The sequence below is a fragment of the Peribacillus sp. NPDC096379 genome (genome assembly GCF_044762875.1).
GTDB lineage: Bacteria > Bacillota > Bacilli > Bacillales > DSM-1321 > Peribacillus.
Genome location: NZ_JBIWFD010000004.1, coordinates 394548 through 407065 on the forward strand (window position 1 = coordinate 394548; position 12518 = coordinate 407065).

At 40.4% G+C, this 12518-nt stretch carries 13 protein-coding genes; all 13 read right to left on the reverse strand.

The annotated features are described in order from the left end of the window. Positions 1-21: 21 nt before the first annotated feature. Positions 22-759, reverse strand: coding sequence for a YwmB family TATA-box binding protein (locus ACIQZI_RS18950; RefSeq protein WP_403075978.1), 738 nt, complete (start codon positions 757-759; stop codon positions 22-24). A 97-nt stretch (positions 760-856) separates the two neighbouring features. Then, positions 857-1096 carry a DUF1146 family protein gene (locus tag ACIQZI_RS18955; protein ID WP_062185426.1) on the reverse strand — a complete coding sequence of 80 codons (240 nt, stop codon included), beginning with the start codon at positions 1094-1096 and terminating at the stop codon, positions 857-859. 404 nt (positions 1097-1500) lie between these two features. Next, a complete protein-coding gene (locus ACIQZI_RS18960; RefSeq protein ID WP_403075981.1) occupies positions 1501-1902 on the reverse strand; it encodes a F0F1 ATP synthase subunit epsilon in 402 nt (133 codons plus the stop codon). 24 nt (positions 1903-1926) lie between these two features. Continuing rightward, complete coding sequence (gene atpD, locus ACIQZI_RS18965; RefSeq protein WP_403075984.1) at positions 1927-3324, reverse strand: F0F1 ATP synthase subunit beta; 1398 nt, start codon at positions 3322-3324, stop codon at positions 1927-1929. 102 nt (positions 3325-3426) lie between these two features. Continuing rightward, the gene (locus ACIQZI_RS18970) at positions 3427-4284 is read right to left on the reverse strand and encodes a F0F1 ATP synthase subunit gamma (protein ID WP_062185420.1); all 858 of its coding nucleotides are present in this window, start codon (positions 4282-4284) and stop codon (positions 3427-3429) included. Between the two features lie 37 nt (positions 4285-4321). Beyond that, positions 4322-5830, reverse strand: coding sequence for a F0F1 ATP synthase subunit alpha (gene atpA / locus ACIQZI_RS18975; RefSeq protein ID WP_062185418.1), 1509 nt, complete (start codon positions 5828-5830; stop codon positions 4322-4324). A gap of 24 nt (positions 5831-5854) precedes the next feature. Further along, positions 5855-6391 (reverse strand): F0F1 ATP synthase subunit delta, encoded by a 537-nt coding sequence (locus tag ACIQZI_RS18980; protein ID WP_062185416.1) that lies wholly within the window; start codon positions 6389-6391, stop codon positions 5855-5857. Next, a complete protein-coding gene (gene atpF, locus ACIQZI_RS18985) occupies positions 6388-6909 on the reverse strand; it encodes a F0F1 ATP synthase subunit B (protein WP_062185414.1) in 522 nt (173 codons plus the stop codon). The genes ACIQZI_RS18980 and atpF overlap by 4 nt, the downstream gene beginning before the upstream one ends. A gap of 199 nt (positions 6910-7108) precedes the next feature. Further along, complete coding sequence (gene atpE, locus ACIQZI_RS18990) at positions 7109-7333, reverse strand: F0F1 ATP synthase subunit C (RefSeq protein WP_028393442.1); 225 nt, start codon at positions 7331-7333, stop codon at positions 7109-7111. 57 nt (positions 7334-7390) lie between these two features. Beyond that, positions 7391-8086 carry a F0F1 ATP synthase subunit A gene (gene atpB, locus ACIQZI_RS18995; RefSeq protein WP_062185412.1) on the reverse strand — a complete coding sequence of 232 codons (696 nt, stop codon included), beginning with the start codon at positions 8084-8086 and terminating at the stop codon, positions 7391-7393. Positions 8087-8107: 21 nt separating this feature from the next. Then, positions 8108-8476, reverse strand: coding sequence for an ATP synthase subunit I (locus ACIQZI_RS19000; RefSeq protein WP_062185410.1), 369 nt, complete (start codon positions 8474-8476; stop codon positions 8108-8110). Positions 8477-8944: 468 nt separating this feature from the next. After that, positions 8945-11164: a S8 family serine peptidase gene (locus tag ACIQZI_RS19005; RefSeq protein WP_403075990.1), complete on the reverse strand. Its 2220-nt coding sequence runs from the start codon at positions 11162-11164 to the stop codon at positions 8945-8947. Positions 11165-11350: 186 nt separating this feature from the next. Continuing rightward, the gene (wecB, locus tag ACIQZI_RS19010; protein WP_403075993.1) at positions 11351-12502 is read right to left on the reverse strand and encodes a non-hydrolyzing UDP-N-acetylglucosamine 2-epimerase; all 1152 of its coding nucleotides are present in this window, start codon (positions 12500-12502) and stop codon (positions 11351-11353) included. Positions 12503-12518 lie beyond the last annotated feature (16 nt).

Sequence of the window (12518 nt, forward strand, 5' to 3'; positions counted from 1 at the left end):
TCCGCGTCCAATTTCTCTATATTAATATTCAAACGTAATGATGGGTGTGCCAACTACAAAGGTTGTTTTTTCGCCCAATCCATCTGTTCTTAACGCAAGTTGCAAGTTCATAGATTCATGTGTCAATGTTTCGGTAAACATGTTAGATTTTGCAGACACCGAGATAAAATGAGGCTCCTTTATGCTTTCCATTTCCTCTGCCTGAAATAAACCTAATAGCTTTATAGATTCCGAGGTTAAAACCGTATCAATATTATCATTGAATGTCCCTTTAACACAAGTGAAAGTTGCCGGTTTCCCTCGAAATATGACTTTTTTCCTGTCTTGGAAATCCCCTTCAATAAAGGAGGAATAATCTGCATTCCAGCTATGACCTTTAGCCTCATAAATCATATAGCTTACAATATCAGATTTTTCTTGAGTAGACATTAAATGAAGCGATTCTGTTAAATTTGTTTGTGGATCCACATATGTCGCAGTGGCTGTCCATTTCTCCTCTTCAGCTGTAATTGTCCAGGTGAAGTCGGGAAATATTCTTTGAAGTTTCTTCACTTCTTTATTGAAGTCTTTCCTTGTTTCAATCATCAAAGTTTTTTCACGTGCATATACAGACCAATCGCCTATTTCTATATTTATGTTCGCTTCTAGCTGTTCGATTATTTTTTCTATATCTGACTTATTCTTAGCTACACTTGTACTATTCCCAAGGAAAATCAGTATAAAACCAAGAAACACGATGTATGTTAACGTTTTTTTCACTTTGAATCCCTCCCTTTGGTACCATCTTTTCCGGTAGGGAGGTAAGACATACTTAAAATGTATCGTCAGTAATTGACAAAATCTTAAAACATCAGTGTTACTGATTAAACATATATGGAAGTTGCTGCGAATAAAAGAGGTAATCTAAGAAGAAATTGCTTACAGCTGATCCAATTGCAACTGTCAAAAGTGTGTAAAGAACTCTTGCCTTCAATACGGAGTTTGCTTTTAACAGCTTCTCGAAATTTAAAGCTTGGAGAGCCCACCACGTTACGGCAATAAAAAACAGGTGTGAAACAATTCCAATCAGCGCCTGTTGGCTAAATGCTGAAAACATACATAATCCTCCTTAAAAAAACACCCAGTCCCTATTATAGCACATAACTGTTTGGAACTTGGAATTTAAAAGGAAATATGACCAAAAATTTTTTAAAAAATTCATAGAAAAAGAGAAATTTTGCGATCTTTTGTAACTAAAGTAAAACTTCAATTAGTGAGAGGTTTCTTTATCCTACGCTCCTTCGATTCCTCTAAGTCTTGAGGCGGGGGTCTTACTGCCCGTTAAGAGTAGGATAAAGCACCAAACAAACATATGATGATGTTCAAAAAATAAGGGCTATCCCATAGCGAAAGAATCAGACCCCACATCTACTAAATATCGTTTATGAGACGGAAAATGAAACTATAAACGGAATTTAGAGTGTGAGGTCAAACCCTCTTGGGATAACCACTTATTAAGTATTATTTATTTTCTGCAATACTAATCCGGTTGACTGCACGTTTTAACGCTATTTCAGCTCGCTTTATATCGATTGAATCAGGGTTTCCCTGCAATCTCTTCTCTGCACGCTCTTTAGCCGATTGTGCCCGGACAAGGTCGATAGTTTCAGCTCTTTCTGCAGATTGAGCAAGAATCGTAACCACATCTGGACGAACTTCCAAGAAGCCTCCATTAATGGCAATATAGTCTGTACGGCCTTCTTTTTTAAGACGGACAGCAGCTATATCAAGAGGAGCTACCATAGGAACATGGCCGGCCATGATTCCTAGTTCCCCGCTCTTTGCCTTTGCGCTTACCATTTCTACTTCTGCATCATATACTGGGCCATCGGGAGTAACAACACTGACTTTTATCGTCTTCATTTCATACCCTCCTCGGTCCCTTTATTACGCCATTTGCTTTGCTTTTTCAATAACTTCTTCAATTCTTCCTACTAAACGGAACGCATCTTCTGGAAGATCATCATACTTACCTTCAAGGATTTCCTTGAAGCCTTTGACCGTTTCTTTAACCGGTACGTAAGAACCTTTTTGTCCAGTGAATTGCTCTGCCACATGGAAGTTTTGTGACAAGAAGTTTTGAATTCTACGAGCACGGGCAACAACTAACTTCTCATCGTCGTTTAACTCATCCATACCCAAGATGGCAATGATATCTTGTAGTTCTTTATATTTTTGCAGTGTGGTTTGAACTTGACGTGCTATTGCATAATGCTCAGCACCTACGATTTCAGGGCTAAGTGCACGAGAAGAAGAAGCCAATGGATCAACTGCTGGATAAATCCCCATTTCAGACAATTTACGCTCAAGATTCGTTGTTGAATCTAAGTGAGCAAAAGTTGTTGCTGGAGCTGGATCCGTATAGTCATCTGCCGGTACATAGATTGCTTGAATCGATGTAACAGATCCTACGTTTGTTGAAGTAATTCGTTCTTGTAATTGCCCCATTTCAGTTGCAAGTGTTGGTTGATAACCAACCGCTGAAGGCATACGGCCAAGAAGGGCAGAAACCTCAGAACCTGCTTGTGTGAAACGGAAAATGTTATCGATGAATAACAATACGTTTTGTCCTTGCTCATCACGGAAGTATTCAGCCATTGTCAAACCAGTTAAGGCAACACGCATACGTGCACCAGGTGGCTCATTCATTTGTCCGAATACCATAGCTGTTTTCTTAATAACACCAGAGTCACTCATTTCGAAGTAAAGGTCATTTCCTTCACGAGTACGCTCACCAACGCCTGCGAATACAGAAATACCACCATGTTCTTGGGCAATGTTGTTAATAAGTTCTTGAATTAATACCGTTTTACCTACACCGGCACCACCGAATAGACCAATTTTCCCACCCTTAACATAAGGTGCAAGAAGATCTACTACTTTAATACCTGTCTCCAAAATTTCTACCTCAGTAGAAAGTTGGTCAAATGTAGGTGCTTGTCTATGGATTGGATCTCTACGTACTTCTACAGGAATAGGTGCATCAAGATCAATGTTTTCTCCTAATACGTTGAAAACACGTCCCAATGTCACATCTCCTACAGGTACGGAAATCGGAGCCCCTGTATCAACAGCTTCTGCTCCACGTGTCAATCCATCTGTGGAAGACATCGCAATTGTACGAACTGAATCATCACCTAAATGCAAGGCAACTTCAAGAGTTAAGCCAGTACCAGATGATGTATTTTCAATTCTTAACGCATTATAGATCTTAGGTAGCTGTCCGTTATCAAACTTCACGTCAACTACCGGACCCATAACTTGAGTAACGCGTCCAATATTCATCGTTTTCCCTCCTGTCATTATGTTTGACGACTATCTATGATTGTAGAACAGGAAGCAATCGTCTAGGCTTACCTGGTCCATATATTTTTAAGACACTTTAGTTTATTCTAATGCTGCGGCACCGCCGACAATTTCAGTAATTTCTTGCGTGATTGCTGCTTGACGCGCACGGTTATATTGCAATGATAAGGAGTCGATAATCTCTTTCGCATTATCTGTCGCGCTTTTCATCGCAGTCATACGTGCCGAGTGCTCACTCGCTTTTCCATCTAGTAAGGCTCCGTAAATTAAGCTCTCTGCATACTGAGGTAACAAAACCTCAAGAATTGCTTCAGCATCCGGTTCATATTCATAAGAAGTTAACGACCCTGAAAGTTCGATATCTGTCAGCGGCAGAATTTTCTTTTCCGTTACCTCTTGAGAGATGGCACTGACATAGTGATTGTAGTACATATATAACTCGTCACACAATTCATTTTGAAATAAATTCACTGTCGATTTTGCTATATCACTAATGTCTGAAAACGATGGTTGGTCAGGCACTCCAATTACTTCAAGCTCCACATGCATTTTCCGACTGACAAAGAAATCACGGCCAACTCTTCCGATGGCAATAATGACATATTCATCGGCTGATTTGTGGCGTTGTTGAATCGTTTTAAAGACGTGACGAAGCACACTGCTGTTGTAAGCACCGGCCAAACCTTTATCCGCTGTAATGACAACATAACCAGTTTTCTTAACTGGTCGAGTCTTAAGCATCGGATGTGATGCGTCGGTACTTCCGCTAGCAATACTCGTTACGACTTCCTGAATCTTCTCCATATAAGGAGCATACCTTTTCGCATTGGATTCAGCACGGTTCCATTTTGAAGCAGAAACCATTTGCATCGCTTTGGTAATTTGACTAGTCTTTTTAGTCGAGTTAATACGAGACTTTATATCGCGTAAAGAGGCCATTCATTCTCACCACCCTTGTAAAATTTAATTAGGCCGATTATTCAGATGCTACAAAGTTCTTTTTGAATTCGTTGATAGCAGCTACAATTGCATCCTCTTCAGGAAGGTTACCTGTCGTACGGATGTGGTCTAATAAATCAGAGTGAGAACGATCTAGGAATGAATAGTATCCTTCTTCAAAACGAAGAATGTCCTTTACAGGAATATCGTCTAAATGTCCACGAGTTAGAGCAAACAGAATCATAACTTGCTTTTCAACTTTGATTGGCTTGTTAAGATCTTGTTTAAGCACCTCAACTGTACGTGCACCACGATTTAGTTTCGCTTGCGTTGATTTATCAAGGTCAGAACCGAATTGAGAGAATGCTTCCAACTCACGGTAAGAGGCAAGGTCAAGACGTAGTGTTCCAGCAACCTTCTTCATCGCTTTAATTTGAGCTGATCCACCAACACGGGATACAGAAAGTCCTGCGTTAATCGCCGGGCGTACACCAGAGAAGAATAAATCAGACTGCAAGAAAATTTGTCCATCCGTAATAGAGATTACGTTTGTTGGGATATAAGCAGAAATATCGCCTGCTTGAGTTTCAACAAATGGAAGTGCAGTAATTGAACCAGCACCTAATGTATCGTTTAATTTAGCCGCACGCTCGAGTAAACGTGAGTGCAAGTAGAATACGTCTCCTGGGAATGCTTCACGACCTGGTGGACGACGAAGTAGCAAGGACAGTTCACGGTATGCAGATGCTTGTTTTGAAAGATCATCATAGACAATTAACACATGCTTGCCTTGGAACATGAAATGCTCACCCATTGATACACCCGCATAAGGAGCCAAGTATAATAGTGGAGCCGGTTGAGAAGCAGACGCCGTTACAACGATTGTGTAATCCAACGCGCCATGCTTACGGAATGTTTCAACTGTATTACGTACAGTCGATTCTTTTTGTCCGATTGCTACGTAGATACAAATCATATCTTGGTCAGATTGGTTCAAAATCGTATCAATCGCAACAGATGTTTTACCTGTTTGGCGATCCCCGATAATTAACTCACGTTGTCCTCGACCAATCGGAACTAGAGCGTCAATCGCTTTAATACCTGTTTGTAATGGTTCATGAACAGATTTACGGTCCATAACACCTGTAGCTGGGCTTTCGATTGGACGGGTGTGAGTCGTATTGATCGGACCTAGTCCATCAACTGGTTGTCCTAATGGATTCACGACACGGCCGATTAATTCTTCACCTACTGGTACTTCCATAATCCGTCCTGTACGACGAACTTCACTGCCTTCTTGAATATCTCTAAAAGGTCCAAGAATAACGATACCAACATTGTTCTCTTCAAGGTTTTGAGATAGCCCCATTGAACCATTTGCGAATTCTACGAGCTCTCCTGCCATTACATTATCTAAACCGTGAACGCGTGCAATTCCGTCCCCAACAGAGATGACAGTCCCAACGTCGCTTACTTTAATTTCAGACTGGTAGTTTTCAATTTGCGCCTTTATCAGCGCACTGATTTCTTCAGCTTTAATGCTCATGAATTTCACCCCTAACTGTGAATATTAGCTTAATAGTTGTCTGCTAAGGCGTTCAAGCTTTCCGTTAACACTTCCGTCAAAAATACGGTTGCCGATACGAAGTTTGATCCCGCCAAGAATGCTGCTGTCAGCAATATTAGTAATTTTCAATGTACGTTTTCCCACTTTGGCTGCGAATACGGAAGACACAGCCTCACTCTCGCTATCAGTCAGTGGACGAACTGTATATACTGTCGCTTCTGCTACTGATTTTGCTTCATTAGCCAGTTCAATAAATTCACGCGCCATTTCTGCGATTGAATCCGTACGATGACGTTCAATCATAATGAGAAGCGTATTTTGAATACTGGGAGAGACGCTTGAAAAAGCTTGTGTAATTACATTTTTCTTTGCTTTAATTGAGATTTTAGGCTGCGTAAGGAAGGCTAAAAGTTCCTTATCAGAGCTGAAAACCTCTTTGACTGCTCGGAGCTCTTCTTCTAATTGATCAAGAAGGTTTTGCTCTTGTGCAATTTGGAAAAGAGCTCTCGAATAACGCTTTGCTACTGCAACATCGCTCATCTCTCTTCTCCTGCCTCTTGAATATAATGATTAATTAGTTTCTCTTGATCTGCTTCAGATAGTTCTTTTTCAATAACTTTAGAAGCAATTAAAACAGACAAGGATGCGACTTGTTCGCGCAATGCAACGACAGCCTTTTCCTTTTCTTGTACGATTTCGCGTTTTGCTGATTCTTTCAGGCGTTCAGCTTCTGTACGTGCTTGAATGATAATATCTTCACGCTGAGTCTCACCTTGTTGTTTCGCGTTTTCAATAAGCTGAGTAGCTTCTACGCGAGATTGTTTCAATAGTTCACGTTGCTCTTCTAAATATTTGCTTGCTTCTAGTCTGCTTGCTTCTGCAGCATTGATTTCAGATGCAACATGTTCTTCACGTTGAGTCATGATGCCCATTAGAGGACCAAATGCATATTTTTTAAGCAAGAATAACAAGATGATAAACATTGCCAGTTGGAACAAGGCATCTCCACCGTTAAACTTGCTTATAGATAATCCCAATACTAAACCGCTTGTTAACACGCTTGGTTCACTCCCTTCACGAGTTTCACTTATAATGAGGTTGTCTCAAAAGAGTCTGACTTTAACTTGAGACAGCCTCGTTTATTTTTTTTATAGTATTTTCTTCAGCAATATGATGAATACTGAATATGGACATAAAGGAAAGGCGAAGGTTCACATGAAACGAACTTCGCCATTTTTGAACTTTTTAATGGTTCTATTATTGACCTAATACCATGAACGCGATAACTACAGCGATAATTGGCATTGCCTCTACTAGACCTACACCGATAAACATTGTAGTTTGTAGCATTCCACGAGCTTCTGGTTGACGAGCGATACCTTCTACTGTTCTTGAAACGATTAAACCATTACCAATACCTGCACCTAGTGCTGCTAAACCGATTGCGATTGCTGCTGCAAGAAGACCTACTGAACCTACCATTATTAATTTCCTCCTCGAGATATATAATTTTGCAAATTAGTTCTTATGAACTTATAATTAATGGTCTGAACTGACTTTATGAGACAGATAAACCATTGTTAACGTAACGAAAATAAACGATTGAATTGCACCTACGAAAATACTATATCCTTGCCATACCAATGTAGGAATGACGGCTCCAAGGGCGCCCCAAATACCACTCATAGCAAGTGTTCCTGCTAATAAGCCAAGCAATACTTCACCAGCAAAGATATTACCATACAAACGTAAACCGAGTGTCAGAGTATTTGAAAACTCTTCGATTAATGTCATTGGGTTTTTGTATGCTTTCAAGTATCCTTTGAAGCCTTTCATTTGTATTCCATAATAGTGTGCTAAACTTAGAACTAAGACTGCTAAAGTCAGAGTTACAACAGGATCTGCTGTCGGTGATTTCCACCAAAGTACGTGATCATACGTGATCGCAAATGGAAGACCAAGCATATTCGATACGAATAAATACATTATCAACGTCATTCCAAGTAGTTGGAAACGGCCACCCGTTTTCCAGTCCATTGAACTATTAATCATGTTCTTAATAAAGTCCATGACCCACTCCATAAAATTTTGCATACCAGTTGGTTTCATTGCAAGTTTACGAGAGCCAAGTGTAGCAATAATGAAAACAATAACGCTTGCTACAGTTATCATTAAAACATTACTTAAGTTAAAGGTTAAACCTAAAAAATCTTGCGTTGGTGCCCCATGATTCAACTATATTCACCTCTCTTCCCACTACCGACGTTTTAAGTGGATAAAAAAATCTATAATAATGACAAGATAAGCTGTCATCAATCCCAATACTACACTAATTAAATGAAAATGTTCTGGGTATTCAAGTGCAATAATAACAGCCAAACCAGCTGAAGCAAATCTGGTCATTGTTCCGAGAGATTTAACCTTTCTCCCTTCGGTTATTGCTTGATCAAACTTTTTCATCTTTTGATTGACTAGCCATAAATTGTACAAACTTAGGCTAGTTCCTAGCAAAAGCCCCCCAAACACAGTTTGGTAATTTGTAAATCCCCAGCCTAATACAAAAGCCGCCAAAAGATAGACCATGTATTTACTCTGCCTTTTAAAAACGATGTTTATTTCTGGCATCTTTTTGTTAATCTCCCGAGAAAATTTTCCTTGCTGTTTTGGAGCATCGCAAAAGTATGTATTGCATGTCCAGTGAGAAGAACCGATTGTGATAAATTACGGCTTGGTGTCAGGCGTTCGGTTTGGCATCTTCTTATTAAAAATGCTCATATACAATGAACCGACAAATTGTGAAAGAATCGCTGACATTTATGCCATTGCCGTATACAGGCTGCGATATTTGACGCATATTGTGCATCCTTGCGGTCGAAATTTGTGGAGGATGTGAATAATATTCCGAAAGAAAAAGACAAAAAAACCGTCTTGAGACTCTGAAACCCCTACCATTTACACCCTTAGTTAGCATACAATAGCCTAATAGGTTATGTCAATGTGTGGTTCGTGAATTTTGTCACAGAACGGTAATAGTTAACCAATTGTTCACATTTGTATTTTGCCTTTTTGTTGACTTTTTCAAAAACACCTTTTTCATTCAATTATGATGGTCGTTTCAATCTGATCTTCCTTCCCAAATTTCCTTGCAAAAATTATTGCTGTATACAATCCCGCCACCGGAAGCTTGTCTTTAGCTAATTCCTTCTTAAATAAACCTTGCGGTGCGTCTTTCGCCCAATCCAAATAGCCTACAAAACGAAAATTATCTGGATCATAAAGTGCAATCCCCACTTCATCAGCGCCACGTGGTAAATACATCTCATAGCGATATATTCCTTCTTGATCACCGGCACTGAATTCAAATCCCATTACTCTTGGATAGTTCGGTTCCTCCTTCACATAAAGAAACGGTAGACTGATTTCCTTCACGCCTTCAACCAGCTTTAAGTAACCATCATAAATCCCCTTTTTCATAAGTGCTGGGTTTATTTGTAATCCTAACTGGACTTGTTTCTTTTCTCCTGATTGAATGGAAAAGGATGCTGGTAAATCCCACGTAATCCCCTTTTCTTTCATCGGAATCTGAAATGAGTAATGTTTCTTCTCCTTACTGGTGTTTTCAATGACGAGTTTCTCTTCATGTTCGTGAATCCCTTCTTTCTTTGTGAACATCCCAAACGAAAGAGAACTTGGGTAAAGAAGCGTATCTGCCTTTAAAGCTTGATCAATTTGCAGTCGCCCTGCCCCTTGCTCGAATGTACGATACAACTTCCCCTTCTTATCTAACAGTGGTTTGGACGTACTCATTAGGGCAGACTTCACTTGATCCGGTGTCCATTCCGGATGTGCCTGTAGGATAAGCGCACTTGCTCCAGCTACATGTGGAGCAGCCATGCTTGTCCCCTGCATCTCTAAGTATCCCTGTGGAATTGTACTATTAATCGCCACTCCCGGTGCCAATAGATCCGGTTTAATATCCCAACTTACTGTAACCGGCCCTCTTGAACTGAAATCCGCTAACTGATCTTGTTCCTTCTTATATTCAAACTGCACATTCCACTGCTTAGACCGAATCTGCCTCTTTACCAACTCTCCCGACTTTTTTGAAATAGAAACTACTGGTATACCCAAACCTTTTGTCACACTGCCAATAAAATTCCCCTCTGTATTGTTAAAAATAATAACGGCAACCGCTCCTGATTTCTTAGCATTGATGACCTTTTCAGAAAATGATATGCTCCCCCTCTCTATCAGAGCTATTTTCCCTTTCACTTGTTTTAGATCATCTGCCCTTCCTTTCCCCCCATTCATTATTTCTTGTGTGAAACGTAGCTCCCATGGTTCCGTCCCTTGCATAGGCATTAACTGAATCATTTTCTTCCTCGCTCCTAGCCCTACTTTCATATATGGGACAACCATTGGAGGTGTCGATGCCCCGACAGAAATAGCTTTCTCTGCAGTGCCTGGTGAACCAACAGTCCAGACTGCCGGACCTGAGTTTCCATTTGAAGTAACCGCGACGATCCCGCTTTCCACCGCTTTATTTAGCGCAATCGAGATGGGCAAGTCCGGACCATTCACATCATTCCCTAATGATAAATTAAGCACATCCACTTTATCTTCGATCGCCGCTTCAATCGCCCCTAATACTTGTTCAGTATTACCGGTCCCTCCTGGACCGAGCGCTCGATATGCAATCACTTCAGCTTCCGGGGCTACACCTTTCATTTTCCCATTGGCTGCGATAATTCCCGCTACATGTGTACCATGTATGGTCGATTGGTCACCTTGTCCTCTCGTTTCCATCGGGTCTTGGTCTCCATCAACTAAATCACGGCCTCCCTTATACACTTTTCGTAGATCAGGATGTGTATAGTCAATACCGGTATCAATAATGCCAACCTTTACACCTTTTCCCGTGATTCTTTGTTTTTTTTCATCAAAAAAAGACCTAGCTTGATCGGCACCAATAAAAGGAATGCTTGAATCAGCTTGAACACGATAAACCGAAACCTCTGTTATCGCAGAAATTGCATATTCTTTTTTAAGTTTCATAATTTCTTCCTTTTTCCCTTTAACGGAAAATCCTACGATAGCGTGTTTGAATACTTTCCTAAGCTTGAGCGACGGATATTTTGTCAGTATTGTTTGAATGTCAGTAGTAGATATAGGCTTTTCTAACAGCACAATCGCTTTTATACTTTTGGATTCAATTTGTTTTGGCAATGGCGGTAACTGTGTCGCGTCTACTGACGTTACACTTGTACAAATAAAAGTGAGTATGATTAGTAAAGAAAAGCATTTTTTCAGCAAAAGCGACACCCCTTTCACTTATGGTTTCACTTAAGCTCAAGTCTATGCATATGGGGAAGTCCTTTTTCAAAGTAGAAGGTTTTAGATGCAGAATCAAAAAAAAAGATCTGTTCTCGCAACGACTATACACAGTGAACATTTCATACTGTATATAGAGTTCAAGATCAGACCTTTGTAAAACGCTAATTATTTCCCCGGCACAAACGTTACTGGAGCTTTGTCAGTTTGCTTGAAGTAAAAACGAATGGCTTCTGCTATCCTTGCTGATGTATGTCCATCACCGTAAGGATTGTGAGCCTTCGCCATCTGTTGATAGGCTTCTTTATCCGTTAACAGTTCAGTCGCTAGACTATAGATGGTTTCTTCATCTGTTCCAGCAAGCTTAAGCGTACCTGCTTCAATTCCCTCAGGGCGTTCCGTTGTATCCCGCAAAACTAGAACTGGAACACCAAGCGAAGGAGCTTCTTCTTGCACTCCACCTGAATCAGTCATGATCAGATATGACTTCGCGGCGAAGTTGTGGAAATCAAATACATCTAATGGTTCAATTAAATGAATGCGCGGATCGTTTCCAAGAACTTCAGCTGCTAATTCTCTGACAACTGGATTCAAGTGTACGGGATAAATGACCTGTACATCATCATGCTCATCAATGAGCCGTTTAATCGCACGGAACATATTGCGCATTGGTTCACCTAGATTTTCACGACGGTGAGCCGTTAATAAAATGAGACGGTCATCGCCAATTTTATCTAAAACGGGGTGTGAATATGTCTCTTTCACTGTTGTTTTTAGTGCATCAATGGCTGTATTTCCTGTAATAAAGATGAATTCATCATTTTTTCCTTCATTTGTTAAGTTCTCAGCTGCTTTTACAGTCGGCGAAAAGTGCAAGTCAGCGATCACTCCTGTCAGCTGACGGTTTGCTTCTTCAGGAAATGGTGAATATTTATTCCATGTCCGCAGTCCTGCTTCCACGTGACCAACTGGTATCTGATTATAAAAAGCCGCTAAACTCGCCACAAATGTTGTTGTCGTGTCACCGTGTACTAAAACGAGATCTGGTTTTACTTCCTTCATCACTCCATCAAGACCCTCGAGACCCCTTGTTGTTACATCAATGAGCGTTTGGCGATCCTTCATGATATTCAAATCGTAATCTGGTTGAATCGAGAAAATTTCTAATACTTGGTCAAGCATTTGGCGATGCTGCGCCGTTACTGTAACAATCGATTCAAAATGTTCCGATTGGTTTTGTAATTCAAGAACTAATGGAGCCATCTTGATCGCTTCAGGCCTTGTACCAAAGATTGTCATAACCTTAATCTGTTTTGACATGACTGCCACCTCGTTT

What these genes read in the sequence shown, in the direction of transcription:
- ACIQZI_RS18955 (WP_062185426.1), bottom strand. Translation starts at nt 1,096, where the DNA reads ATGTTTTCAGCATTTAGCCAACAGGCGCTGATTGGAATTGTTTCACAC.
- ACIQZI_RS18960 (WP_403075981.1), bottom strand. Translation starts at nt 1,902, where the DNA reads ATGAAGACGATAAAAGTCAGTGTTGTTACTCCCGATGGCCCAGTATAT.
- atpD (WP_403075984.1), bottom strand. Translation starts at nt 3,324, where the DNA reads ATGAATATTGGACGCGTTACTCAAGTTATGGGTCCGGTAGTTGACGTG.
- ACIQZI_RS18970 (WP_062185420.1), bottom strand. Translation starts at nt 4,284, where the DNA reads ATGGCCTCTTTACGCGATATAAAGTCTCGTATTAACTCGACTAAAAAG.
- atpA (WP_062185418.1), bottom strand. Translation starts at nt 5,830, where the DNA reads ATGAGCATTAAAGCTGAAGAAATCAGTGCGCTGATAAAGGCGCAAATT.
- ACIQZI_RS18980 (WP_062185416.1), bottom strand. Translation starts at nt 6,391, where the DNA reads ATGAGCGATGTTGCAGTAGCAAAGCGTTATTCGAGAGCTCTTTTCCAA.
- atpE (WP_028393442.1), bottom strand. Translation starts at nt 7,333, where the DNA reads ATGGTAGGTTCAGTAGGTCTTCTTGCAGCAGCAATCGCAATCGGTTTA.
- ACIQZI_RS19000 (WP_062185410.1), bottom strand. Translation starts at nt 8,476, where the DNA reads ATGCCAGAAATAAACATCGTTTTTAAAAGGCAGAGTAAATACATGGTC.
- wecB (WP_403075993.1), bottom strand. Translation starts at nt 12,502, where the DNA reads ATGTCAAAACAGATTAAGGTTATGACAATCTTTGGTACAAGGCCTGAA.